Source organism: Aquihabitans sp. G128 (assembly GCF_019048865.1).
Taxonomy (GTDB): Bacteria; Actinomycetota; Acidimicrobiia; order Acidimicrobiales; family Iamiaceae; genus Aquihabitans.
On sequence record NZ_CP077604.1, the window covers coordinates 4,653,266 to 4,679,163 of the forward strand.

At 74.6% G+C, this 25,898-nt stretch carries 18 protein-coding genes and 2 pseudogenes; 14 read left to right on the top strand and 6 right to left on the bottom strand.

Going from position 1 to position 25,898, the window contains the following annotated elements; genetic code table 11:
- Positions 1-81: 81 nt before the first annotated feature.
- The 3 genes from KSP35_RS22380 to KSP35_RS22390 form a co-directional block, all read right to left on the bottom strand.
- Positions 82-1,557 carry a HAMP domain-containing sensor histidine kinase gene (locus KSP35_RS22380; RefSeq protein ID WP_216997974.1) on the bottom strand — a complete coding sequence of 492 codons (1,476 nt, stop codon included), beginning with the start codon at positions 1,555-1,557 and terminating at the stop codon, positions 82-84.
- Between the two features lie 94 nt (positions 1,558-1,651).
- Entirely contained in the window at positions 1,652-2,104 is a 453-nt protein-coding gene (locus KSP35_RS22385) for a GtrA family protein (RefSeq protein WP_216997975.1), read from the bottom strand.
- Positions 2,101-3,417: a dolichyl-phosphate beta-glucosyltransferase gene (locus tag KSP35_RS22390; RefSeq protein WP_216997976.1), complete on the bottom strand. Its 1,317-nt coding sequence runs from the start codon at positions 3,415-3,417 to the stop codon at positions 2,101-2,103. The genes KSP35_RS22385 and KSP35_RS22390 overlap by 4 nt, the downstream gene beginning before the upstream one ends.
- A gap of 223 nt (positions 3,418-3,640) precedes the next feature.
- Between KSP35_RS22390 and KSP35_RS22395 the strand changes: the two genes are divergently transcribed.
- The 7 genes and pseudogenes from KSP35_RS22395 to ygiD all read left to right on the top strand — a co-directional run bounded on the left by KSP35_RS22395 (position 3,641) and on the right by ygiD (position 14,036).
- Positions 3,641-4,354 carry a response regulator transcription factor gene (locus KSP35_RS22395; RefSeq protein WP_216997977.1) on the top strand — a complete coding sequence of 238 codons (714 nt, stop codon included), beginning with the start codon at positions 3,641-3,643 and terminating at the stop codon, positions 4,352-4,354.
- A 146-nt stretch (positions 4,355-4,500) separates the two neighbouring features.
- Entirely contained in the window at positions 4,501-5,619 is a 1,119-nt protein-coding gene (locus KSP35_RS22400; RefSeq protein WP_216997978.1) for a DUF5666 domain-containing protein, read from the top strand.
- Positions 5,620-6,117: 498 nt separating this feature from the next.
- Complete coding sequence (locus tag KSP35_RS22405; RefSeq protein WP_216997979.1) at positions 6,118-7,524, top strand: efflux RND transporter periplasmic adaptor subunit; 1,407 nt, start codon at positions 6,118-6,120, stop codon at positions 7,522-7,524.
- A complete protein-coding gene (locus KSP35_RS22410; protein ID WP_216997980.1) occupies positions 7,521-9,467 on the top strand; it encodes an ABC transporter permease in 1,947 nt (648 codons plus the stop codon). The genes KSP35_RS22405 and KSP35_RS22410 overlap by 4 nt, the downstream gene beginning before the upstream one ends.
- A 169-nt stretch (positions 9,468-9,636) precedes the next feature.
- Positions 9,637-11,811: an HlyD family efflux transporter periplasmic adaptor subunit gene (locus tag KSP35_RS22415; RefSeq protein ID WP_216997981.1), complete on the top strand. Its 2,175-nt coding sequence runs from the start codon at positions 9,637-9,639 to the stop codon at positions 11,809-11,811.
- A 268-nt stretch (positions 11,812-12,079) separates the two neighbouring features.
- Entirely contained in the window at positions 12,080-13,003 is a 924-nt protein-coding gene (locus KSP35_RS22420; RefSeq protein WP_216997982.1) for a type IV toxin-antitoxin system AbiEi family antitoxin domain-containing protein, read from the top strand.
- Positions 13,004-13,171: 168 nt separating this feature from the next.
- A pseudogene (gene ygiD / locus KSP35_RS22425) lies at positions 13,172-14,036 on the top strand (4,5-DOPA dioxygenase extradiol).
- A 173-nt stretch (positions 14,037-14,209) separates the two neighbouring features.
- Here the strand turns inward: ygiD and KSP35_RS22430 are convergent.
- From KSP35_RS22430 to KSP35_RS22440, 3 genes and pseudogenes are all read right to left on the bottom strand, one after another.
- A complete protein-coding gene (locus KSP35_RS22430) occupies positions 14,210-15,826 on the bottom strand; it encodes a hypothetical protein (protein WP_216997983.1) in 1,617 nt (538 codons plus the stop codon).
- 98 nt (positions 15,827-15,924) lie between these two features.
- On the bottom strand, positions 15,925-16,377 hold the full coding sequence (locus KSP35_RS22435) for an SgcJ/EcaC family oxidoreductase (protein ID WP_216997984.1): 453 nt from the start codon (positions 16,375-16,377) through the stop codon (positions 15,925-15,927).
- A gap of 150 nt (positions 16,378-16,527) precedes the next feature.
- Positions 16,528-18,100: pseudogene (locus tag KSP35_RS22440) on the bottom strand (class I adenylate-forming enzyme family protein).
- A 270-nt stretch (positions 18,101-18,370) separates the two neighbouring features.
- Here KSP35_RS22440 and KSP35_RS22445 point away from each other — a divergent pair.
- From KSP35_RS22445 to KSP35_RS22475, 7 genes are all read left to right on the top strand, one after another.
- Positions 18,371-18,883 carry an MSMEG_0572/Sll0783 family nitrogen starvation response protein gene (locus KSP35_RS22445; protein ID WP_216997986.1) on the top strand — a complete coding sequence of 171 codons (513 nt, stop codon included), beginning with the start codon at positions 18,371-18,373 and terminating at the stop codon, positions 18,881-18,883.
- A 4-nt stretch (positions 18,884-18,887) separates the two neighbouring features.
- Complete coding sequence (locus KSP35_RS22450; protein WP_216997987.1) at positions 18,888-19,952, top strand: MSMEG_0568 family radical SAM protein; 1,065 nt, start codon at positions 18,888-18,890, stop codon at positions 19,950-19,952.
- Between the two features lie 77 nt (positions 19,953-20,029).
- The gene (locus KSP35_RS22455; protein ID WP_371749005.1) at positions 20,030-21,481 is read left to right on the top strand and encodes an MSMEG_0567/sll0787 family protein; all 1,452 of its coding nucleotides are present in this window, start codon (positions 20,030-20,032) and stop codon (positions 21,479-21,481) included.
- Positions 21,478-22,326 (top strand): carbon-nitrogen hydrolase family protein, encoded by an 849-nt coding sequence (locus KSP35_RS22460; protein WP_216997989.1) that lies wholly within the window; start codon positions 21,478-21,480, stop codon positions 22,324-22,326. Before KSP35_RS22455 ends, KSP35_RS22460 begins: the two co-directional genes overlap by 4 nt.
- The gene (locus KSP35_RS22465) at positions 22,323-23,825 is read left to right on the top strand and encodes an NAD(P)/FAD-dependent oxidoreductase (RefSeq protein ID WP_216997990.1); all 1,503 of its coding nucleotides are present in this window, start codon (positions 22,323-22,325) and stop codon (positions 23,823-23,825) included. Before KSP35_RS22460 ends, KSP35_RS22465 begins: the two co-directional genes overlap by 4 nt.
- 7 nt (positions 23,826-23,832) lie before the next feature.
- On the top strand, positions 23,833-24,759 hold the full coding sequence (locus KSP35_RS22470; protein WP_216997991.1) for a carbon-nitrogen hydrolase family protein: 927 nt from the start codon (positions 23,833-23,835) through the stop codon (positions 24,757-24,759).
- Entirely contained in the window at positions 24,756-25,862 is a 1,107-nt protein-coding gene (locus KSP35_RS22475) for an MSMEG_0565 family glycosyltransferase (RefSeq protein ID WP_216997992.1), read from the top strand. The genes KSP35_RS22470 and KSP35_RS22475 overlap by 4 nt, the downstream gene beginning before the upstream one ends.
- Positions 25,863-25,898: the final 36 nt, after the last annotated feature.

Below are 25,898 nucleotides of genomic sequence, written 5' to 3' on the forward strand. Positions count from 1 at the left end.
GCGACGGCCCGTCCCCAGCGAACTTGTGGGCGGAGGCCGCCGTTTTCGGCGGTGTGGGCCCACAAGTTGCGGCGAGCGGGGTCAGGGGGTGGCGGGGCGGCCGGCGAGGGGGATGTCGATGGTGAAGGCGGCGCCGCCATCGGGGTGGTTGGCCACGGAGGCGGTGCCGCCGTGCTCCTCGGCGATGCCGGCGACGATGGCCAGGCCGAGGCCGTTGCCGGCGCCGACGCGGGCCCGGTCGGCCTGCCAGAAGCGGTCGAAGACGTGGGCGGCGGCCTCGGGCGAGATGCCCTCGCCGTGGTCGCGGACGGTGATGGTGGCGCGGCCGCCGTCGACAGCGGTGGCCACCTCGATGGGCGTGCCGGCCGGCGTGTGCTTCACGGCGTTGGTGACCAGGTTGGCGATGGCCTGGCGGAGGTGGTCGGCGTCGCCGCGGACGATGACCGGGGAGCCGGCGTCGAGCGTGACGGCACGATCGGGAGCGGTGGCCACCGCGTCGCTGCAGGCGTCGGCGGCGAGGACGGTGAGGTCGACGGGCTCGGAGGCCGACGGCCGGGTCTCGTCGAGGCGGGCGAGCAGCAGGAGGTCCTCGACGAGGGTCTTCATGCGGCTCGATTCCTGCTCGATTCGGCGCATGATCACCGGCAGGTCGACCTTGTCGTTGCCGGCCCCCAACCGGAACAGCTCGGCGAAGCCCTGGATCGACGTGAGCGGCGTGCGCAGCTCGTGGGAGGCGTCGGCCAGGAACTGGCGCAGGCGCCGCTCGGTGGCGTCGCGCTCGCGGAACGAGCCCTCGATGCCGTCGAGCATGGTGTTGAGGGCCAGGCCGAGCTGGCCGACCTCGGTGCGGCCGTCGGCGGGCGCGACCCGTTCGGACAGGTCGCCGGCGGTGATGGTGGAGGCCGACGACGCCATGTGCTCGAGGGGGCGCAGGCCCCGGCGCAGGATGAGCCAGGCGCCCACGGCCAGCGCGGTCAGCAGGGCGCCGGCGGCGACGAGCTCGATCTGGAGCAGCCGGTTCATCTGGGCGTCGAGCTCGGCGGTGGGGGTGGCCACCACGACCACCGCCCCGGTGAGGTTCTCGTCGAGGGCGCCGGCCCCGTTGCGGAGGTCGGCCAGCGGCCGCACCAGCACCCGCCACTCGCCCGAGCCGCTCGCCGAGCCGGTGGTGAAGATGCGGCTGCCGGTGGTGGCGGCGAGGTCGTCGGGCAGGTCGGGCAGCGCGGTGGTCACCACGGGCTCGTTCTGGGCCAGGACCTTGCCGTCGGTGGAGATGAGCGCGGCGTAGTTGTCGAACCCGAAGCCGGCCCCGGGCTGGTCGCCGCCCGAGCTCGCCGGCGCCGGACCGTTGCGGGACGGGAAGAGCGGGCCGTCGTCGACGCCGCTGGCCTCGGCGGCCAACCGGCCGCTGAGCGGGGGCAGCGTGGCGCGCAGCTGGTCGTCGAGCCGGCTCTCGAGCGAGCGCTGGTATAGCGAGTAGGTGGTGACGCCGAAGACGGCCAGGCCCACGGTCGACAGGGCCACCAGGGCGAGGACGAGTCGGAGTCGGAGGGTCACGGGTCGCACCTGCCAGCGGGATCGGTCCCGCCGATCCTGCCCGATCGGGGCGCGGCGGTCGGGGAGGGCGCCGGCGTCGACCGTGCCGTCGCCCCTAGGTGGCACGGGCCAGGCCGTCCTGCGGCGCGGTCGTCCCGCGCCCGAAGAGGAGCCGATCGAGGATGAAGAACTGCGCCACCCACACGAAGCCGAAGCCGCAGAGGTTGGCGGCCTGCACGGCCAGGGTGCGGGTCGCCGGGGCGAGGGCGGCGGCGCTGGCCCAGTGGCCGGTGAGGACCACGGTCACCGTCGACAGCCCGAGGCCGGCGCCGGAGAGGACGAGGAAGGGGAGGACCTCGGTGGCGAAGGCGGGCTGGCCGGAGCGGCCCCACACCCAGCGGCGGTTCAGCTCGAACGAGGGCACGGTGCCCACCGCGGTGGCCACCAGGTTGGCCCAGCCGGGCGACAGGGTCCGGGTGGCCACCAGCACGCCGAGCAGGGTGAGGCTGGTGAGCGTGGCCACGCCCGAGACGGCGGCGTAGCGGACCAGCTGGGCGAGGCGCTTCACCGCTCGCCCTCGACCAGGGTCAGGTCGACGGTGCCGGCGGCAGCGGGCGCCGCCACCGTCGGCTCGGCCTCGCCGCCGAAGCGCCGCCGCAGGAGGACGAAGCGCCCGCCTGCCGCGAGGGCGTTGCCGACGGTGAGCGCCGCCACCAGGCCGAGGGTCGAGCCCCAGCCGAGGGCGTCGGCCGCGGCGAGGGCGCCGAGGTTCAGCGCCAGCGGGAGCGCCGCCAGGGCCAGGCCCCCGAGGCGGCGGTGCGGCCGGCGGGCGTCGCCCTGGTCGGCGAAGGTGAGGTGGCGGTGGGCGGCCGTGTTGGCCACCGAGCACAGGGCGAGGGCCAGCAGGTCTGCAGCCACCGCCCCGAGGGCGGGGAGCAGGGCGGCGAACAGGACGCCGAAGACCACGGTGCTGGCCAGGCCCACCGAGGCGAAGCGGACCAGCTGGCCGCCCAGCTCGTCCGGCAGCGGGTGCAGCCCCGCCAGCCCGGCGCGGTCGGCGGCGGCGATGCGACCCTGGCCGTGGGCGAAGCGGTTGAGCAGCCGGCCGACGCCCTTGAGGTCGTCGGTGGCGGTCTGCACGATGTCGACCCGGGAGTCCGGGTCGTCCACCCAGTCGACCGGCACCTCGTGGATGCGCAGGCCGTTGTGCTCGGCCAGCACCAGCAGCTCGGTGTCGAAGAACCAGCCCTCGTCCTCCACCAGCGGCAGCAGCGCCCGGGCCACGTCGCTGCGGGCGGCCTTGAAGCCGCACTGGGCATCGGAGAAGCCGCTGCGCAGGGCCGTGCGCAGGATCAGGTTGTAGGTGCGGGAGATCGCCTCGCGCTTCGGGCCACGCACCACCCGGGAGCTCGAGGCGAGGCGGGTGCCGATGGCGATGTCGCTGTGGCCCGACAGCAGCGGGGCCACCAGGGGGAGGAGGGCATCGAGGTCGGTCGAGAGGTCGACGTCCATGTAGGCCACCACCGGGGCGGGGCTCGCCGACCAGGCCGCCCGCAGCGCCCGACCCCGGCCCTTCAGCGGTAGGCGGAGGGCCTGCACCCCGTCGATGCTGCGGGCCAGCTTGCAGGCCAGGCCCCAGGTGGCGTCGGTGCTGGCGTTGTCGACGATGGTCACCAGCCAGGGGAGGGGGAAGCGCTCGTCGAGGTAGGCGTGGAGGCGCTCGATGGACGCCACCAGGCCGGCCTGCTCGTTGTAGACGGGGATGACGACCTCGACGGCGGCCACGCGGCGGCGGAGCTCGCTGGCGGCGACGAGGAGCTCGCCCGGGGCGCTGGGCACGGGGGCGGCGGACGGGACGAGGGGGCGGGCGGTGGCGGTCATGGGGGCAGCTTCGGCCGGGCGCCTCCACGCCCCCTCTGGCGTTCCTTGGAGTTCCCTGAGACGCGCGGTCCAGGGCCGGCGGCCGCACTGCCTGGGCATCGGCTCCACCGTTGCTGGGAGTTGGCTGGGACTCGGCCGAGAACCCTTCCCCGCGCCCGACGGCCCCCCGTACGGTGTCGCCGGGCGGCACGCGCCGCCCGTCAGCCACGAGGAGCCCCCACCCATGTCGACCGAGGCGAGCAGCACGCAACCGAGGATCCTCGTGGTCGACGACGAGGAGCACATCACCGAGCTGCTGGCCATGGGCCTCGGCTACCAGGGCTTCGACGTCGAGCGGGCAGCCACCGGCCGGGAGGCCCTGGACGCGGTGGCCCGCCGGGCGCCGGAGCTGATCGTGCTCGACGTGATGCTGCCGGACCTCGACGGGTTCGAGGTGGCGAAGCGGCTGCGCCGCGACGAGGGCGCCGGCACCCGCATCCCGGTCATCTTCCTGACGGCGCGGGACACCACGCAGGACAAGGTCGAGGGCCTCCGCCTGGGCAGCGACGACTACGTCACCAAGCCCTTCTCCATCGAGGAGCTCATCGAGCGGGTGAAGGCGGTGCTGCGCCGCTCGTCGGGCACCGGCCCGGGCGAGAAGAAGCTGGCCTTCGCCGACCTCGAGCTCGACGAGGAGACCCGCGACGTGTGGCGCGACGGTCGCCTCATCGAGCTGACGCCCACCGAGTACAAGCTGCTGCGCTACCTGCTGGCCAACGCCCGCCGCGTGCTGACCCGGGACCAGATCCTGGAGGCCGTGTGGGACTACACCTTCGCCGGCAACGCCAGCGTGCTCGAGACCTACATCAGCTACCTGCGCCAGAAGATCGACGCCACCGAGCCGGCGCTGATCCACACCGTGCGCGGCGTGGGCTACTCGCTGCGCCTGCCCCGCTAGGGCGGGTCGCTCGGTTGCCCTCCGGCCGCCGCCTGCGAGGTCGGTGGCAGGTCCCAGGGCGTTCCCAGGGAACGTGGAGGGTCCGTCCGCACGATGGGCTCCATCGACCCCGCCCCCAGCGCGGGGACCGCCTCGAAGGAGCACCCATGACCGACCAGCCTGCTGAGCCCCTCCCCGGCACGCAGCCGCCCACCGCGGGCGGGGCGTGGCCCGACCCCTCCGGCTCCACCCCGCCGCCCACCGACCCGCCGGTCGACGTCGCGGGCCGCTCCCGTGGGGCTGAGCCGCCCGCCAAGGGGTGGAGGACCTGGGCCGCCGCCGGTGCGGTGGCCGTGCTCATCGCCGGCGGTGGCGGCTACGCCATCAGCCGCGGCGGCGACAAGGGCGCCGGCGCCAACGTGGCGGCCGCTGCGGGCACCGGGGCGACCGGGACCGGCACCGGGGCCGGTGGCACCGGTGCCAGCGGGCCGGGCCAGGGCTTCCCGGGCGGTCGCGGCACCAGCGGCACCGTCACCGCCGTCGACGGCTCGACGCTGACGGTGCAGACCGCAGCCACCGACCAGGCCGCCGCCAGCACGGTGCAGGTCACCACCACCGCCGACACCACCTACACCGAGACCGTCGACGGCACGCTGGCCGACCTCGCCGAGGGCGACAACGTCCGGGTCATGGGCACCACGGCCGACGACGTCGTGACCGCCGTGAACATCGTCGACAGCGGCGACGTGGCCGCCACCGGCTTCGGCGGTCGCGGCGCCACCCCGCCCGAGGGCGCACCGACCGGCGAGGCGGCGGGAGGCACGGCCGATGGCCAAGCTCCCGGTGGCCAGGTGCCGCCCGACGGGATGGGCTACGGCGGCGGCCTGCCCGGCGGCCAGGGCGGCCAGGGGCAGGGGCCCGGCGGCTTCGGCGGCGGGACCACCGGCACCATCAGCACGGTCGACGGCGGCACGCTCACCGTGAAGGCCGCCGACGGGACCGAGGTCACCGTGAAGACCACCTCGGACACCACCGTGAGCCTGACCAAGCCGATCACCCTCGCCGACCTGGCCAAGGGCGACACGGTGTTGGTCATGGGCACGGCCACCGACGCGACCGTGGCCGCCACCTCGATCCGCAAGGGCGACCTGCCCCAGGGCGGGTTCGGCGGCGGCCCCGGAGGCGGGACCCCGCCGGCTGGTGCCGCCCCGCCCACCGGCACCGGCACCGGTGGCTCGGGCGCCTCGGGCGGCGCCGGTGGCGTCACCACCACGACCACCACCTGACCCTCGGTCTCGACGGACCGGTCGCCCGCCCGTGCGGCCGGTCCGTCGGCGAGCCCCCGGGCCGGCGTCCTCCCTCTCCCGCCGACCCGGGCTCCGCCCCGGCCCGTCGATCGCTCCGCACCGATCGACGGGCCGGGGCCCGTTCGCTCCTGGGCACGGGCCCGGGCGACTCGCAGGTCGGTGTGGCACCTGCCACGTGAGGGCGTCAGATCCACCGTCATCCGCACCCGCCGCTCGCCCCGTAGAACCCGATGCCGACCGCGATGAGGTCGGCACCGTCCCCCCAAGGTCCCGTGGGGCGGGTCGGTCGGGTACTGGGGAGCATCCGATCGGCCCGCCTCACGAGCTCTCTCGAGCGCACCGGGGCGGCCTGCGCAGGGCAGCGCACCTCCCCGCGGAAACGGCGGCTCCTCTGAGCGTTCTCGGAGCTTCGGCGTCGATGGTGGTGCCCGTCCACCACCGCCAGCGGCCGTCCGCCGCGCCACGAGGAGACCTCTGTTGGGATCGCTACGCCGCAAGGTGCTCCAGCCCTGGGTGATCATGCCGCTCGCCGCGCTGCTCGCCGTCGGGGGCTGGTACCTGTTCCGCCCGAAGGACGACGCCGCCGCCGACGGCACGGCCACCGCCGCCACCGAGCAGCTGGTGGCCGCCACGAGCGGGTCCATGGCCCAGACGGTGTCGGCCGAGGGCACGATCGCGGCGGCCAAGACCGACGACCTGAGCTTCTCGTCCTCGGGCACGGTCACGGCGGTGAAGGTGGCGGCCGGGGACACCGTGAAGGCCGGTCAGGTGCTGGCCACCATCGACTCCGCCGAGCTGCAAGCCGCGGTCACCGATGCCGAGGCCACCGTCGCCGACGCCGAGGCGACCCTCTCCGACGACACCGACGCCGGGGCCACCGACGCCCAGCTGGAGGCCGACCAGAGCACGCTCACCTCGGCTCAGGACCAGCTGGCCACCGCCCAGGAGGCCCTCGACGGCGCCAGCCTGGTCGCCACGTTCGACGGCACCGTCGCCGCGGTGAACATCACCGACGGCGAGGAGCTGGCCAGCGGCGGCAGCGGCGGCACCGCCACCACCGGGTCCGGCAGCGGCTCCGGCCAGTCGGCCAGCACCCTCGGCAGCAGCTCGTCGCAGGGGGCGGGGGCCGGATCCGGGAGCACCGACACCACCTCCACCGCCCAGATCCAGGTGGTCAGCGCCGACGCCTTCACCGTCGACCTCAGCTTCGACGACACCGAGATCGCCGACCTGAAGGCCGGCCAGGTGGCCGGGATCACGCTCTCGACCTCGACGACCACGTCCACCAACGGCTTCCCGGGTGGCGGGTTCCCCGGCGGCTTCCAGCGCCAGCAGGCGACGCCGACCACCGCAGCGGGGGCCACCACCACGACGACCACGCCGGTGACGGCCGACGAGTCCGACGTCAAGGGCATCGTGACCGAGGTGGGCAAGGTGGCCGACGCCAGCTCCGGTGTGGCCTCGTACCCGGTGACCGTCGCCTTCTCCGACACCACCGGTGACTTCCACGCCGGGGCCACCGCCACGGTGGCCATCACCTACGCCGAGGTGGCGGACGCGATCCAGGTGCCGACCCGGGCCGTGACCACGGCCGACGGGACCTCGACCGTCACCGTCGACGCCGACGGCACGGTCGGCGGCACCACCGAGGTGCGCACCGTCACCATCGGCCTCACCGCCGGCGGCATGGTCCAGATCACGAGCGGCCTGAAGGCCGGCGAGCAGGTCGTGCTGGCCCTCGGCGGGCCGGGCCGCACGGCGGCGACCGGTGGCACCGGTGGCACCGGTGGCACGGGCATCGGGGGTGGCGGGTTCACGCCGCCCGCCGGCTTCACCCCACCGGACGGTGCCACCGCCGGGGCCCAGCAGGGGACCGGATCGTGAGCGCCCTCCCGGTCATCGAGCTGGTCGACGTGGGCAAGACCTACCGCTCCGGCTCCCTCGAGGTCGAGGCCCTGCGGGGCATCTCCCTCACCATCGACGAGGGCGAGTTCGTGGCCGTCGTCGGCCCGTCGGGCTCGGGCAAGAGCACCCTCATGCACATCCTCGGCTGCCTCGACACGCCGACGCGCGGCCAGTTCCACCTGGCCGGCGAGGACGTCGCCTCGCTCGACGAGAACCAGCTGGCCGACGTGCGCAACCGCCACATCGGGTTCGTGTTCCAGCAGTTCAACCTGCTGGCCTACCTGTCGGCCTGGCGCAACGTCGAGCTGCCGCTCGTCTACGCCGGGATCGATCGCCACGAGCGCAGGGAGCGGGCCCTCGCCGCTCTGGACCAGGTGGGCCTGGCCGACCGGGCCGGGCACAAGCCCGGTGAGCTCTCGGGCGGGCAGCAGCAGCGGGTGGCGGTCGCGCGGGCGCTGGTCACCGAGCCGGTGCTGATCCTGGCCGACGAGCCCACCGGCAACCTCGACTCGGTGTCCACCGACGACGCCCTCGCCCTCCTGGCCGACCTCCACGCCACCGGCCGCACCATCGTGCTCATCACCCACGAGCACGAGGTCGCCCAGAAGGCCGGCCGCACGATCCAGATCCGCGACGGCCGGGTCTGGACCCCCGAACCGGCCCTCACCGTCGCCGGGAGCCCCGTCGTGACCTGGCGCGACCTCGTCCGCACCGCCACCGAGGCGGTCCGCACCCACCGCCTGCGGTCGGCGCTGACCATGTTGGGCATCCTCATCGGGATCACCGCGGTGATCCTCACCGTCGGCCTCGGCAACGGCGCCAAGGCCCAGGTCCGGGACCAGATCGACGAGCTCGGCACCAACCTGCTCGTCGTCTCGCCGGGTAGCACCACCGACAGCTCGACCGGCGTGCGGGGCGGCTTCGGCACGTCGTCGACGCTGACCGTCCAGGACGCCGACGCCCTCGCGTCGTCCACCGTCGCCCCCGACATCCAGGCGGTGGCGGCCACCGCCGCCTCCAGCGCCTCGCTCACCAACGGGTCCACGAACTGGACCACCACGCTCACCGGCACCACCGAGAGCTGGCAGGAGGTGCGCTCCCGAGAGGTGACCACCGGACGCTTCCTCAGCCAGGCCGACGAGGACGACGCCGCCGCAGTCGTGGTCCTCGGGCCGGACACCGCGGACGAGCTGTTCCCGAACGGCGGCGCGGTGGGCTCGGAGGTCACCTACGACGGCACCACGCTCACCGTCATCGGCGTGCTGGAGGAGCTGTCGTCGTCGGAGGAGACCACCAACAACGACCTCGCCATCGTGCCGGCCTCCACCTACTCGCAGCGCCTCGTCGGCGGCACCAGCCGGGACTCGGTGAGCTCGATCTACGTGAAGGCCACCTCCGAGGCAACCCTCTCGGCGGCCTACCAGGAGGCCGAGTCGACCCTGCTCAACCTGCACGGGATCACCGCCGCCACCGACGCCGACTTCACCATCGCCACGCAGGAGAGCATCCTCACCGCCGCCACCTCGGTCGACAAGACCATGACCGTGATGCTGGGCGGCATCGCCGTGATCTCGCTGCTGGTCGGCGGGATCGGCGTGATGAACATCATGCTGGTCTCGGTCACCGAGCGCATCCGGGAGATCGGCCTGCGCAAGGCGCTCGGGGCCCGCCCCACGTTCATCCGCCGCCAGTTCCTGGTGGAGGCGTCGGTGCTCGGCCTGGCTGGCGGCCTGCTCGGCGTGGGCTTCGGCCTGGTGGGCGCGGTGGTCCTGCCCCACGTCACCGACACCCGGGTGGTGCTCTCGCTCACCGCCTCCGTCGCCGCCATCGCCATGGCCATCGGCATCGGGGTGCTGTTCGGCGTGTACCCGGCCTCCCGGGCCGCCCGCCTCGCCCCCATCGACGCCCTCCGGAACGAGTAGCGGTGCCTGCGCTCGCCCGTTCCTCGACCCCTCCCTGCCGCCTCGGTGCGCCTGTCGTGCCCCGCCGCTCCACCTCGGGGCTGCGGACCGTGAACCCCTCGACCGCCTCCTGCGGCAGCGCGGCCGCGGTGCCCGTCCCGCCCCACCACCTCCTGCGGAGCCTGTGACCGTGACCTCTTCGACCATCCCCGAGCTGCCCGCCACCGACGGGGCCGCCGCCCGGCTCTTCGGCCCGCCCCACCAGGCTGCCGGCCGCCGGCGGCGCACGCCCCGCCGCGCGCTCGCCGGGGGAGCGGCGGCCGCGGTCCTGCTGGTCGGCGGCGTCGCCGTGGCCGGCACGGGGTCCTCGGGCTCCGGCGGCTACCGGACCGCCGTCGCCGGGCGCCACCAGGTGGACCAGGTGCTGGACGCCGTCGCCACCATCGAGCCCGTGAGCCAGGCCAGCGTGGCGTTCCCCGTGAGCGGGACGGTGGCCTCGGTCGACGTGCAGGTGGGCGACGACGTGGCCACCGGCACGCCCCTGGCCACCCTCGACACCGCGTCGCTCGTGGACGCCCTGCACGAGAAGCAGGCGGCGCTGGCCCAGGCCGAGCTGGTCCTCGAGAAGGCCCTCGCCGGCGAGGACGTGTCCGGCCTCACCGGCTCGGGCGGCGGGGCCGGCTCGGGCTCGGGTGCTGCGTCCGGCCCGGCCAGCGGCGTGGCCGACCTCTCGTCGGGTGCGTCGTCCGGCGCGTCGGCCGACGAGGCCGCGGCCTCGCTCGACGACACCTCGGCCATCGGTGGCTCGGTCCGCTCGGTCTCGTCGGCGAGCACGTCGAGCTCGACCACGTCGACCACGTCGACCACGACGTCCTCCGGCTCGACCGGGTCGTCGGCGGCGCCTTCGGCCGCCTCGCCCTCGAGCGGGTCGACCGCGGCGGGCTCGGCCTCGACCGCTTCCTCGTCCACCTCGGCCGCGCCATCGGCCGCCTTCGCGGCGCCCTCGCCGACGGCAGGCTCGTCGACCGGCCCCACCGATGCCCAGGTGCAAGCCGCCCAGCAGGCCGTGCTCGACGCCACGCGAGCAGTCGACGCCGCCCTCGCCGACGCCCAGCAGGCGCTCGACTCCGCCACCCAGGTGTGCGCAGCGGTGGGCCAGCCCGCCGGGACCACCACGACCACGACGCCGGGCGGCGGCACGACCACGACCACGACGCCGGGCGACACCACCACGACGACCACCCCGGCCACCGTCGACCCCGGCATCGCCGCCTGCCGCGACGCCCTGCAGGCCGTGCTCGATGCCCAGCAGGTGGTGGCGACGGACCAGGCCGCCCTGTCGACGGCTTCGACCGCGCTCGACGACCTCCTCGACCAGCGAGCGGCCGCCGGTGGTGGCTCCGGGTCGGGACCGGGCACCGGCTCCGGGTCGGGGACGGGCACCGTGGGCTCGGGCTCGGGTTCGGGATCCGGCACCTCGGGCACGGGCTCGGGCGGCGGCGGCACGGGCACCGGCAGCGGCGCCGGTTCGGGAGGGACGGGGGCCGGGACGGGCGGCTCGGGCACGGGTGCCACGACCTCGCCGTCGGCCGCCCAGCTGGTGGCGTACCAAAAGGCTGTCGACGCCGCCGAGGCCCAGGTGGCGGTGGCCGAGCAGGGCGTCGACCAGGCCACCATCGTGTCGCCCATCGCCGGACGCGTCGCCTCGGTCGGCCTGGCGGAGGGCGACGACGTCAGCAGCGGTTCGTCGACCGCCACGGTCGTGGTCGTCGGATCGGGCGGCTACGAGGTCGCCACCACCGTGAGCGTCGACGACATCGACGACGTGGCGTTCGGCCAGCAGGCCACCGTCGTGCCCGACGGCGGCGATGGGGCCCTGCGCGGCGAGGTGGTCGGCATCGGCGTGGCCGGCACCACGAGCGGGTCGACCACCACGTACCCGGTCACCATCGGCCTCACCGGCGACACCGGGGACCTCGGCAACGGGGCCACCGCCTCGGTCTCGATCACCACCGACGCCGCCACCAAGGCCCTCGCGGTGCCCACCTCCGCCATCACCACCACGGGCACCCGCCACACGGTGACCGTCCTCGACGATTCGACGACCTCGACCGCCACCGTGCAGGTCGGCGCCGTGGGCGACACCTGGACCGAGGTCACCAGCGGCCTCCGGGCGGGCCAGCGCGTGGTCCTCGCCGATCTGGCCAAGCCCCTTCCCGGCTCTGCCACCGACAGCTCGTCGAACAGCACCTCCGACGGCCAGCGCCAGGGCCAAGGCCGGGCCGGCTTCCCCGGCGGCCAGCGCGGCACCGGCGCCCCACCCGCCGGCTTCACCCCCGGCGCCGGCGCCCCGCCTGGCAACTGACCCCCCCTCCGACGCAGGGCCGGCCCCACCCCTTCGAACTTGTCGCAGTTGTCGACCGATGCGTCGGCCAACTGCGACGAGTTCCGGGTTTGCCGCCGCACAGCTCAACCCGACCGATCCACGCCACGGTTCCCCGGTTCGGCCCATCCCCTGGAACTTGTCGCAGTTGTCGACCGATGCGTCGGCCAACTGCGACCGGTTCGGGGATCGAATGGGTGAAGTGTCCGGATCGGCGGTCGTTGTCACACCCCCGCGGTGGACTGGGGCCATGGCAGCGATCTACGACCAACTGGCGGGCGTCGCCCGTGGGCACCACGGAGTGTTCACGACCGAGCACGCCGTGGAGCTCGGCATCAGCGAGCGCATGCTCCGTCGCCTCACCGCGACGGGATGGTGCGACCGGCCCTGGCGCGGCATCTACCGCCTCCGCGGTGCCCCCGACTCCACGGACCAGGCGCTGCAGGTGGCGGTGTGGTTCGGCGGCGACGATGCCGTCGCCTCGCACCGCTCCGCAGCGCAGCTCTGGGGCCTGCCGGGGTTCGCCGGAGCGCCGCCGGAGGTGACCAAGCCGCGTGGTCAGAGCCAGCGCCGACCGTACGGCTCGTTCCACGGCTCGTTGGCGCTTCCACCTGCGCACACCACCACCCGTCGAGGGATCGCCGTGACCACCCCGGCGCGCACGATCTTCGACCTGGCCGGCGTGGTGCGGCCGGGCCGGGTGGAGCGAGCCCTGGACCACAGCCTCAACGAAGAGTTGTGCACCGTCACCGGGCTGCACCAGGTCTTCTTCGCCTTGGCGCGGCGAGGTCGACGCGGGACGGTGGTGATGCGGCAGCTCCTCGACGCCCGCGGCGTCGGGTACGTGGCCACGGCGTCGGAGCTCGAACGGGAGGGTCGGCGGGTGTTCCGAGAGGCCGGGCTCCCCGCCCCGGCGTTCGAGGTCGACCTCGGCTCCGAGGCCTGGATCGGCAGGGTCGATGCCGTGTGGCGGGCGGCGCGCGTGGTCGTCGAGCTCGACAGCCGGAAGCACCACACCCAGCTGCTCGACCGCGACTCGGACCGCCGCCGGGACAACGAGCTGATGTCGGCCGGGTGGCGCGTCATCCGGGTGACCTGGGACGACCTGCGAGACCGTCCAGATCAGGTGGTGCGCTGGATCCGCAAGGCCCTGGCCTCGTCCCTCGCCGCCTGAGGCACGGCGGCGCCGACTCCGAGGGCAGCCCCCTCGGCGCACCCCCTCGAACGTGTTGCACTTGTCGACCGATGCGTCGGCCAACTGCGACGAGTTCCGGGATGCTCGACCAGCTCGACGGGGCGAACCCCACGGTGGCCGTCGTAGCCTCGGCGCATGAGCGAGACCATGCCCGCGGTGTTCTTCGGGCACGGGAACCCGATGAACGCCCTCGAAGTCGAACCGGTACACCGAGGCCTGGCGCGCCATCGGGGCTTCGGTCCCCACGCCGAAGGCGATCGTGGTCATCTCGGCGCACTGGTACGTCGGCGCCACCGCGGTCACGGCCATGGACCTGCCCCGCACCATCCACGACTTCTACGGCTTCCCGGACGAGCTCTTCGCCGTCGACTACCCGGCGCCCGGCTCCCCCGAGGTGGCAGAGCTGGTGGCTGAGGTCGCCCAGCCGACGTGGGTCGGCCTCGATCACGACGCCTGGGGGCTCGACCACGGCACCTGGTCGGTCCTCGTGCACGCGTTCCCCTCGGCCGACGTGCCCGTCGTACAGCTGTCGATCAACGCCGAGAAGCCCGCCGAGTGGCACTTCGAGCTGGCCACCCGCCTCGCGCCGCTCCGCGACCAAGGCGTGCTGGTGGTCGGCAGCGGCAACGTGGTCCACAACCTGCGAGCGGTCGACTTCCGCCTTGCGGAGGAGGGCTTCGACTGGGCCCACCGCTTCGACGACGCCGCCCGGGGCGTGCTGACCACGGACCCGGGCGAGGTGCTCTCGCTGGTCGACCACCCGGACTTCGCGAAAGCCGTGCCCACGCCCGAGCACCACCTCCCCCTCGTCTACGTGGCGGGCCTGGCCGCAGCCGCCGGAGAGCCCCTCGACGTCCTGGTCGACGGGTACGCCGCCGGATCGCTCTCGATGACCGCCTACGGCCTGGGCGTCGACCTCCCGCCGTCGTTCGCCAGGGGTGGTGCGCCCGGCTCCGACGCCGCCGACCTCCCCGACCCGGCCATCGTCCCGCCCGAGGACACCAACCTCTGACGCTGCCGCCTCCGGGCGAGGCCACCGGTCCGCCGGGCCGAACTTGTCGTAGTTGTCGACCGATGCGTCGGCCAACTGCAACAACTTCGAGGGATGGGGCGCTCGAGGGGGGGTGGGGGCGCTCGAGGGGGTGGGGGCGACGGGGTGGGGGCGGTCGGCGGGTGTCGCTTGCTTCAGGGCGTGGGGACGGGGGGCCAGCAGTAGCGGTGGGGCGGGTCGTCGGGGGTGGCGTCGAAGCCGTCGGTGACGGTGCTGATGGCGTCGGCGACGCGGAGGACGCCGCGCAAGCCACGGGGGAGGTCGCTGTTGGGCACGGGCTCGACCGGGCGGCGGGCGCCGGTGCCCTTGCGGAGGTCGGCCTGGAGCACGTCGCGCTGGTAGGCGTCCCAGCGGGCTCGGCCGGCCTGGTGCTCGGGCCGGTCCCGGTAGGCGACGACCACGAGGTCGGTGCCGGCGAGCCGGCGGCGGGCCTTGCCGTCGGCGCCGGGCTGGGCCGGTCCGGTGTTGGTCTCGATGCTGAACAGCCCTCCGGCGTCGGTGCGGCCGACCAGGCTGCCCGACCGGTCCCGCGTGGCCTGGGCCGAGCAGCAGTCGCTGGGCCGCACGCCAACCACGGTCAGGTAGGACTCCAGCAGTTCGAGCGGGGTGCTCGGCAGGTACGGGAACGGCGACGGCACGATGGGCGCCTTGTGGATCTGCGGCTGCACCACCTGGCGCACGGGCTCCCAGTTGAGGACCTCGACGTAGGTGCCGGCCGGCGGGCCCTCGGCCAGGAGCAGCGGTCGGGCTGCCGCCATCTGGTCGTGCACCCCGACGCCGACCGATGCGGGGTGGAACGCCAGCACCCCGTCGACCCGGGCCCACATGGTGTCGGCGCTGTCCTCGCTGCCGCTGGAGAAGCTGGTGAAGCTGAGCCGACGGGCGATGCCCAGGGTCTGCTCGGGCGGGATGCCGGCCCCGGTGAGGTAGGCGCCGGCCAGGTCCTCGTCGAGCAGCGACGCCTCGCCCACCGCCCGGGCCACCCAACGCTCAGCCCCGTCGAACCACATCGCGATCGGGGTCGGCGCCGGCGGCAGCGCCTCGGTGGCGGCGTGGATGACGTCCCACTCCACCACCCGCCGCTGCTCGGACCCGCCCCGACCCGGGCTGGTGCGGTCGGCCACGCGCGAGACGCCGTAGACGAGGTCGGGTCGCCCGGCCAACCCGCTGGACCCGAGCCAGGCGGCCAGCTCCTCGACCTGGGTCTTGCCGCGCGTGGCGATGCGGCTCACCGTGACCGGCCAGCGCTCGTCGGCCAGGTACGGCGCCCGGGCCGCCGCCCGAGCCGCCCGCTCCGACGCCCCGATCTCGGCGGCTGGGCGCAGGTCCGGCGGGGCGGGGGTGCCGTCGGGCTGGGTCGGGACCGGCGCCTTGCGCCGCCCGAGCGGGTTCTTGATCAGGTCCTGGAACTGGGCCTTCGACTGCTGCAACGACCACTCGGTGAGCTCGGCGGCGTTCATCTCGAACATCTCGTTCGGGTCGCTGCCCGGGTACGTCGCCGGGGGCGGCCCGCCGTAGAGGTGCTCGCCGGCCGGCCCGCGGAGGGGACGGGCATCGATCTGCGCCTGCTGCAGGCCCTGGGCCTGGCGCAGGTTGGCCACCGCTTGGGCCTGGGCCTCGGCCACCCGGGCCATGTTGGCGTCGTAGGCCGCCCGTTGCTCCGGCGACAGCGAGGCCAGCGCCTCCTCGCTCGGGCCCTGGTTCGAGTACGCCGCCTCGATGCCCTGCGACAAGCGCTTGAAGAACCCCATGTCGGTGCCAGCTCCCGCGATCTGTCCGATTCGTCCCGCCTGCTGCCCAGGGTGGCCCACGGTGCCCGACCTGTAAAGCAGCCGGCCGCAGCGGCGCGCTAGGTGGTGGGCACCGGGCCGACGAGGGTGTTCTGGCGGGCCACCACCAGCCACTCGTCGCCCACCCGCTGGAACACGTACAGGGCGACCATGGCGGGGTCGGGCCCGATGGGCTCGCCGTCGCCGTCGCCGTCGATGGCGGTGGCGTAGAGGTGGCAGAGCGCCACGTCGTCGCCGAGCAGCTCCACCTGTCCGGGGCGGTACCGGGCCCGTCCCTCGGCGAGCGCACCGGCGAAGAGCACGCGGGCGGCGGCCGCGATGGCGGCGGGGCCCTCCAGCTCCTGGCCCGTGACGCCCACCGCCCACGACCGGTCGCGGAAGTGGGCGGCGAGGAGCTCGGGGTCCTTGGTGTTGAAGGCCCGCTCGTGGTCGGCGATGACGGCGTGGATGGCGTCCACGACGCCCGCCGGAGCCGTCGGGGAGGTGGTCGAGGTGGTCCGGTTCGTGGTCATGTCGCGGACGGTAGGACCTCAAGCCTGCTCGAGGTCAAGGGCTGCTGAAGGCGCCGTTCAGCGAACTTGTCGCAGTCGTCGACCGATGCGTCGGCCAACTGCGACGAGTTCGTGTGGGGTGGGGGTGGGGTGCCCCGGCACGGCCGCCCGTCAGCCGGGCCAGGGCTTCTGGGCGTACTCCTCGCGGAGCTTGAACTTGAGGACCTTGCGGAGGGTCTCGTTGCGGGGGGAGGGCGTCCACCACCTCGAGCTGCTCGGGGAACTTCTGCTTCATGAGCTGGGCCTCGGTGAGGCAGGCGACCAGGTCGTCGAAGGTGAGGTCGTCCTCCGGCGAGGCGCCCGGCACCCGCTCGACCACTGCGCACACCCGCTCGCCGCGCTCGCGGTCCGGCAGGCCGATGACGGCGACGTCGCCGACCTTGGGGTGGGCGTAGAGCAGGTGCTCGATCTCCTGGGCCGAGATGTTCTCGCCCTTGCGGATGATCACGTCCTTGAGCCGGCCGGTGAGCACCACGTGGCCGTCGGCGCGCTGGTGGCCGAGGTCGCCGGTGCGGAACCAGCCCTCGTCGTCGAAGGCCTCGGCGGTGGCGGCGGCGTCGGTGTAGCCGGCGAAGACCATGGGGCCCTTGAGCCGGACCTCGCCGTCCTCGCCCGGGCCGCCGACGGCACCGGACTCGGTGACGATGCGCATCTCGAGGCCCACCACCGGCTTGCCGACGGTGTTGGCCAGCTGCTCGTCGGTGTCGTGGGGGGAGCCCTCGCAGATCATCGGGCACTCGGTCATGCCGTAGCCGTGGCAGGTCTTCACGCCGAACTCGCGCTTGATCTCCTCGTAGATCTCGGGCGGCATGGGGGCCCCGCCGCCCGACATCTTGCGCAACGTGGGGATGATCGGCGTGCCCGGATCCTTGCGCTGCTCGCCCAGGTACATCTGGTAGAACGCGGTGCCGCCGCCGACCATCGTGACGCCGTTCGCGGCCAGCACGGGGATGGCGGTGGCCGGGGCGAAGGCCTCGAACAGCACGGCGCCGAAGCCGGCGATGAGCATGGTGCCGAAGTAGTCGGGCCCGGCGATGTGGCTGAACGGGAAGGCGATGGAGCCCACGTCCTCGCCGCTCATGTCGAGCGCCACGGCCAGGCCGTTGGCGCCGGTGACGAGCGTGCGGTCGGTGTGGCGGACGCCCTTGGGGTCCGACGTGGTGCCGGAGGTGAAGTAGACCCACCGCACCTCGTCGCCGTCGGTGGGGGCGGGCACGTCGGCCAGGGTGGCGGGGTCGCCGTCGGGCAGGGCGGCGAAGACGTCGACCACCTGGGGCTTGGCGGGCAGGTCGGCCACCAGCTCGTCGACCATGGCGGCGAAGTCGAACCCGCCCCACGTGCCGGGCACCAGCACGAACTCGGCCTCGGTGGCGCGGATCGCGTAGCCGACCTCCTTGTGCCGGTAGAAGTGCAGGATCGGGTTCTGGATGGCGCCGAGGCGGGCCAGGGCGAAGCTGGCGATGATGGTCTCGAACCGGTTGGGCAGCTCCCAGGTGACCCGGGTGCCCGCCTTCACGCCCAGCGCGGCGAAGCCGGCGGCGGCCCGCTCGGCCCGGTCGCGGAACTCGGCGCAGGTCAGCTTCTCGCCCGACTCGGCGATCAGCAGCGTCAGGTCCGGGGTGGCGGTGGCGCGGCGCTCCACCAGCTCCCACAGCGTTGCGGCGTCGGCGAACGTCTCGGTCACGGGTGCCCCCTGGCAGGTGGTGTTTCTGATGGACCGTCAGGGAATCTAGACGGCGGTCCCGGGCGCCGTCGCGCCTCGGACCAGTTCCTGCACCTGTCGGCCGACCAACGCGGAACCAACGCCCGTCCCACCGGAAGCTGTGTCAGGAACGACAGCGGTTGGAAGCGCCCGCTTCTTGCGGCGGACACCCGGGTGCAACGGCGTGCGGGTCCACTGGGACGCAACCACCCCGCCGGAGTCCCCCGGCACCACGAAGGGAACCCCCACACCATGGCAGAGCTCACCGACCTCGAGAAGCAGTCCCTCGAGGAGATCCCGCACCCGTCGCTCGGCACCGGCGCCAGCATCTACGGGTCGACGAAGGTCTTCCCCGACTACCAGGCCGAAGAGGGCCAGTCGTACTTCACCCTCGTGCACGGCATCGCGCATGAGTCCTCGGTGAGCTTCGTGGCCGTGCTCCAGGCCACCCGGGCGCTGCGCAAGGGCTTCGAGTCGGCCATGTACTTCTACGGCCCGGGCGCCATGAACTGCATGGACACCCGGGGCTTCCCCACCACGGGCGACAGCGCCTTCCCAGGCGAGCAGAACATCAACGGCTCGCTGAAGACGTTCATCGCCGAGGGCGGCAAGGTCTACTGCTGCCGCTTCGGCCTGTCGCTGCACGGGCTCCGGGAAGAGGACCTCATCGAGGGCGTGATCCCCACGCACCCCCTCGACGTCCAGGACGCCCTGATCCACTACGCCCGCAAGGGCGCCATCATCAACTCCACCTACATGGTGTGACCCGATGGTCGACGTGACGGTCCGGGCCGACCTGGCCCTGCGCGGCGTGCGGGTGGCGGCCCCGGTCGTGCGCTCGAAGGGGGCCGGCCCCACCGACGACGGCCACGTGGTCGTCGACGGCGTGGCCATGGCCCTGCCCCTGGCGGCCGACTCGCCGTGGTCGATCGTCGACGGGCTCCTCTTCCACGACGAGGACCCCGTCGACGGCCTGGGCATGGTGGCCGCCGTCGACCGGCCGGCGTTCTACGACCTGGCCACCGCCGAGGGCGTGCCCTACGAACAGCTCGCCCGCCTGCACGGCAGCACCGTGCTGGCCACCACCGTGGTGCAGACCTGCATCCGCTACGGCGTGGACACCCGGTGCCGCTTCTGCGCCATCGAGGAGTCCCTGGCCGCCGGCAGCACCACCCGGGTGAAGACGCCGGCCCAGCTCGCCGAGGTGGCCGAGGCCGCGGTGCGCCTCGACGGCATCACCCAGCTGGTGATGACGTCGGGGACCTCGGCGGCCGCCGACCGGGGCGCCCGCTACCTGGCCCGCTGCGCCGGTGCCGTGCACGAGGCGGTGCCCCACCTCCCGATCCAGGTGCAGTGCGAGCCGCCGGCCGACCCCTTCACCGTGTTCCGCGACCTGCGCGACAACGGCGTCACCGCCATCGGCATCCACATCGAGGCGCTCGACCAGGCGGTGCGGGAGCGGTGGACCCCCGGCAAGGCCGAGGTGTCGATCGCCGAGTACGAGCACGCCTGGCAGGAGGCCGTGCGGGTCTTCGGCTGGAACCGGGTCAGCACCTACGTGCTGGTCGGCCTGGGCGAGGACCCCGACGAGCTGGTGGCCGGCTGCGCCCGCCTGGTCGACATGGGCGTGTACCCGTTCGTGGTGCCGTTCCGCCCGATCGAGGGCACGCTCGCGGTGGCCGAGGGCGCGACCGCCCCGTCGCCCGACGTGCTGGTCGACGTGACCGGACGCGTCGCCTCGCTGCTGCAGGCCGCCGGCATGTCCGGTGCCGACCAGGGCGCCGGCTGTGCGGCCTGCGGCGCCTGCTCGGCCCTGTCGGTGGTGGGCGGATGACCCCGCCGCTGCTCGCCTCGGAGCTGGCCGGGTCCCGGCTGACCCCACCCGCATGGGCTCGCTCGGTCGACGGCCCGATGGGCGACGTGCTGGTGGGCTCGCGCCTGGCGCCACCCGCCTCGTTCACGGTGCACCAGGCGAGCAGCCGGGCCGAGCTCGACGCCTACGCCCGCCTGCGCCGCGACGTGTTCGTGGCCGAGCAAGGCCTCTTCGCCGGCTCCGACCGCGACGACCTGGACGACCTCGACGAGCGCATCGTGCTGGTGGCCCGCGAGGTCGACGGCACCGTGGTCGGTGGCGTGCGGCTCACCCCCGGCGTGCCCGGCCGCGACCTGGCCTGGTGGGTGGGCAGCCGACTGGTGGTGGCGGGCGACCGGCGGGGCTCGCTGCACATCGGCGCCGCCCTCATCGGGGCGGCGTGCGCCCGGGCCGAGCAGGAGGGCGCGCTGCGCTTCGACGCCACGGTGCAGGCCGCACGGGTGCCGCTGTTCGGGCGCCTCGGGTGGACGGTGGGCGAGGCGGTCACCGTCGCCGGCACCCCGCACCGCCGGGTGCGCTGGCCCATCGGCCGCGTGCAGCGGTTGGTCGACGCCACCAAGGGGCCGCTCGGCGCGGTGCTCGAGGGCTTGGCGCCGGGTGGGCCGGGCTGGGTGGGCGACGACGCCGCCCCCGTCCCCGGCTCGGACCTGCTCGCGGCGTGCGACGCCATCGTGCCGGCCATGGTGGCCCGCGACCCCTGGTGGGCCGGCTGGTGCTCGGTGCTGGTGAACGCCAACGACCTGGCCGCGATGGGGGCCACCCCGGTGGGCCTGCTCGACGCCATCGGCGCTCCCACCGCCTCGCTCGCCACCCGGGCGATGGCCGGGATGAAGGCCGGCGCCGAGGCCTGGGGCGTGCCGGTGCTCGGCGGCCACACCACGCTCGGCGTGCCTGCCTCCCTCGCCGTGACCATGCTCGGCCGCACCGCCTCGCCGGTCCCCGGCGGCGGCGGTCGGGTCGGCGACGCCGTCGAGGTGGCCGCCGACCTCGGCGGTCGCTGGCGGGCCGGCCACACGGGTCGGCAGTGGGACTCCACCACGTCCCGTTCGCCGGAGGAGCTCCGTGCCCTCCAGCAGGTGGTGGCCCAGCGAGCGCCCCACGCCGCCAAGGACGTCTCCATGACCGGCCTGGTGGGCACCCTCGGGATGCTGGCCGAGGCCAGCGGCTGCGGCGCCGAGCTCGACCTCGCCGCCGTGCCGAGCCCCGACGGCGCCGGCCTCGCCGACTGGCTCACCTGCTTCCCCGGGTTCGCCATGGTCATGGCGGTCGACCCCTCGACCACCTCGCCCGCCCCCACGACCGCCCCTTCGGCCGGTCGCTCACCCTTGCCCGCCACCACCGCCTCGTGCGGCCGGCTCACCGCCGGCGCCGGGGTGGCGGTGCGCTGGCCCGACGGCGAGGTGCTGCGCCTCGTCGACGGCCCCGTCACCAACCTCGGCCCCGCCGGGGGCTCCCCGACCTCCATCGCGAAAGCGGAACCCACCCCATGACCGAGATCACCTTCGCCGCCGTCGCGGCCCCGTTCGACCGGGACCTCGAAGCCTGCTTCGCCCGCATCGAGGCCATCCTCGACGACGCCCGCGCCGCCGGCGCCCAGGTCGTCGCCCTCCCCGAGGCCGCCCTCGGCGGCTACGTGGCCGACCTCGCCATCGGCGGCCAGGTCGAGCCGCCGCCCGCCCTGCGCCTCGACGGGCCCGAGGTCCAGCGCCTTGCCGACCTGGCCGGGGACCTGGTGGTGTGCGCCGGCTACTGCGAGGACGACGGCGAGCACCGCTACAACTCCGCCGTCGCCGTCCACGCCGGCGCCGTGCTGGGCAACTACCGCAAGGTCCACCAGCCGCTCAACGAGGGCACCGTCTACATGCGTGGGGACGCCCTCGAGGCGTTCGACACCCCGTACGGCCGCATGGGCCTGCTCATCTGCTGGGACAAGGGCTTCGCCGAGGCGGCCCGGACCCTGGCCCTCCAGGGCGCCGAGGTCATCTGCTGCCTGAGCGCCTGGCCCATGAGCCGCACCGAGCGGGCCGAGCGCATCGAGGACGACCGCTGGTCGAAGCGCTTCAACCTGTTCGACCAGAGCCGGGCCCTCGACAACCAGATCGTGTGGCTGGCCTCGAACCAGACGGGCTCCTTCGGGTCGCTCGACTTCGTGGGCCAGGCGAAGGTGGTGGGGCCGGGCGGCGACGTCCTGGCCGTCACCGGCACCGGCCCCGGCATCGCGGTGGCCACCGTCGACGTCGCCAAGGAGCTGGCCGCCCACCGCCAGGGCATGTGCAACCTGCGCGACCGCCGGCCCGACGTCTACCGCCTCGGCGAGTGGATGGTGCCGGCATGACCGCCGCCCCCACCCCCAGCGCCATCGTGGTCGGCGGGAGCGTGGCCGGGCTGGCTGCCGCCCTGTTCCTGGCCCGCCAGGGCGTGACGGTGACCGTGCTCGACCACGACGCCGCCGTGGGCAGCGTCCCGATAGATGCGGCGCAGGCCGAGGTGCGGCGCAGCACGCCCCAGGCCGCGCACTCGCACATCTTCCTGTCGCGGCTCCGCCTGCTCCTGGCCGAGCGGGCGCCCGACGTGCTCGAGGAGCTGCGAGCGGCCGGCGCCCACGAGATCGCCATGGCCGACGGCCGACCCGACCCGCTGGTCTCGGCGCACCTGCCCCGGGGCGACGAGCTGGTGGCCCTGGCCGTGCGGCGATCGGTGTTCGAGGCTGCGGTGCGCGGCGCGGTGCTCCGCCAGGACGGCGTGGCCTTGGTGGCCGGCACGTCGGTCACCGGCTTGCGCTACGGCCCAGCCGCCGCCGACGGCACGCCGGTGGTGGTCGGCGTCGACCTGGAGGACGGGACCGCCCTGGAGGCCGACGTGGTGATCGATGCCAGCGGCCGCCGCACCTCGCTGCCGGGCTGGCTGGCCGAGGTGGGCGTCGAGCCGCCGACCGAGGTCGTCGACTGCGGCATCAGCTACGTGAGCCGCTTCTACGAGCGCCGCCCCGGCGCCACCCCGCCCCGCCTGACCCGCGGCTTCACCACCGGCTCGTCGTTCGACCGCTACTCCTGCCTGGTCTTCCCGGGCGAGGGCCGGACCTTCTCGGTGACCTTCGGGATCCTGCCCGAGGACCGCGAACTGCGGGGCCTGACCGACGGCACCGCCTTCGAGGCCGCCGTCTCGGCCATCCCGTCGATGGCCTGGTGGGTGCAGCCCCACAACGCCGTGCCCATCTCCGACGCCAAGGCCATGAACGGCCTGAAGAACCGGATGCGGCGCTACGTCGTCGACGGCCGCCCGCTGGTGCTGGGCCTGGCCGCGGTGGGCGACGCGGCGTCGACCACCAACCCGGCCCACTCCCGGGGCACCACGCTGGCCTTCGTGCACGCCGCCGCCGTCGCCGACGCCGTGGTGGCCGCCGCCGGCGACCGGACGGCCCTCGCGCTGGCCGTCGACGCCGCCGTCGAGCGGGACCTGCAGCCGTGGTTCGACGACTCGATCGCCCAGGACGCCCTGCGCCTCTCGCGCTGGCGCCCGGCCGGCGAGCACGAGGCCCCCGTGCCCGTCGAGGGCACGCTCGCCAACGGCGAGGCGGCCGGTGCCGCCCAGCTCGATCCCGAGGTCTGGGCGCGGTTCGCCCGCCTCCAGAACCTGCTGGAGACGCCCGACGAGGTCCTGGCCGACCCGGCGCTGGTGGCGGCGGTCCGGCGGGTGCAGGCCTCGGGCTTGCGGGCGCCCGGTGCCGAGGCGCCGAGCCACGACGAGCTGGCGGCGCTGGTCGCCGCCACCCGGGCGCCGAAGGGGCCCCGGGTGCCGGAGGCGTCGCGCCGGCTGGTGGCGCAGGCCTCGTGACCGACCGGTGGCGGGCCCGTCCGTGACCCGGGTGGCGGCGGTGTCGGGGTCGTTCTCCCACGACCTGGCCTTCGACCTCGAGCGGGCGACATCGATCATCGAGGAGGCGCGCGAGCGCGAGGTCGAGCTGCTGGTGCTGCCCCACGGGGTGCTCGGCGGCTACGTCGGGGACCTCGACCCGGACCTCGACGACCCGCCCGACGTGCCGCCGATGGTGGCGCTCGACGGCCCCGAGGTGGCCGAGCTGGTGGCCGCCGCGGGCGACCTGGTGGTCTGCTTCGGCCTGACCGAGGACCGGGGCGGCCGGCCCGGCAACACCGCGGTGTGCGTCGACGGCAGCGGCATCCTGGGCGTGCACCGCAAGGTCCACCTGCCGCCCGGCGAGGTCCGCTGGTACAAGCCGGGCGACGGCTGCGCGGCGTTCGACACGCCGGTCGGTCGCATCGGGATGCTGGTCGACTACGACAAGACCTTCCCCGAGGCCGCCCGCTCGCTGGCCCTCGACGGCGCCGAGCTGCTGGCCTTCGTGTGCGCCTGGCCGCTGAGCCTCACCGCCCAGGCGGCGCGGGTGAGCCAGGACCGCCAGAGCCTGCTGTTCGAGCTCTACGACCGGGCTCGGGCCGCCGAGAACCAGGTGGTGGTGGTGACGTCGAACCTCACCGGCGGCCAGGGGCAGCTGCGCTTCTTCGGCCAGGCGAAGGTGGTGCAGCCCGACGGCCAGATCGTGGCCCGCACCGGGTTCCGCCCCGGCTGGGCCGTGGCCGACATCGAGGTGGGGACCCTGGTGGCCAACGCCCGCCGCCGCCAGCACCACCTGGCCGAGCGCCGTCCCCGTGCCTACCTCCAGGAGTCCGGCTCGACGGTCGGGCTCCCGGGAGCCGGCGACGCCGCACCGGCTCGAAGCGCCCGGTCGGCAGGGCGGGCCGAGCGGTGAAGGTCGCCCTGGTCACCTACTCCACCCGGCCTCGTGGCGGCGTGGTCCACACGCTGGGGCTGGCCGAGGCGCTGGCGGCCCAGGGCCTCGACGTGACCGTCGTGTCGCTCGGCCGCCACGGCGACGGCGCCTTCTTCCGCGCGGTCGACCCGCAGGTGGCGGTCCAGCTGGTGCCGTTCCCCGACGTCGAGGGCGAGGACGTGGGCGATCGCATCATCCGCTCGATCCGGGCGCTCGGGTGCGGGGTCGACTGGGCGGCGTTCGACGTGGTGCACGCCCAGGACTGCATCTCGGCCAACGCCGCCCCCCGGTGCATCCGCACCGTCCACCACCTCGACCGGTTCACCACGCCGGCGCTGGCCGCCTGCCACGAGCGGGCGATCGTCGAGCCCATCGCCCACATCTGCGTGTCCAAGGCCGTGGCCGCCGAGGTGCGCAGCGGTTGGGGCATCGACCCCCTGGTGATCCCGAACGGCGTGGCCGCCGAGCGGTTCGCGGCGGCAGCCGACGCGTCGCCGTCGTCGGTCGCGGCCCGCGCCAGGTGGCGGGCGCGCATCGAAGCGCCCTGGGTGCTGGCCGTGGGCGGCATCGAGCCCCGCAAGGGCACCCTCGAGCTGGTGGAGGCGTTCGCCGTCGCCCGGTCCGAGCTGCCGTCGCACCGCCTCGTGGTGGCCGGCGGCGAGACGCTGTTCGACTACCGGCCGTACCGCGCCGAGGTCGAGGACCGGTGCGCCGCGCTCGGCGTCGAGCCGCTGGTGCTCGGTCCGGTGCCCGACGCCGACCTGCCCGCCCTGTTCGCAGCGAGCGACGTGCTGGCCATGCCGTCGACCAAGGAAGGCTTCGGCCTGGCCGCCATGGAGGCCCTCGCCGCCGGCGTGCCCGTGGTCCTGAGCGAGCTGCCGGTGTTCGCCGAGGTGTTCGGCTCCACCGTCCGCTACGGCTCGTCCCCTGCGACCTTGGCCGAGGCCCTGGTCGACGCCGTGCAGTGCCCCGATCCCGACCAGGTGCAGCGGGGTCGCCACCTGGCCGCCCGCCACACGTGGTTGCTGGCGGCCGACGCCCACCTCGCCCTCTACGAGTCGCTGGTGGGCTCCCGGTCCTGACGCCCGGCCGGCCGATCGGCTGGGCGACTCGGGCCG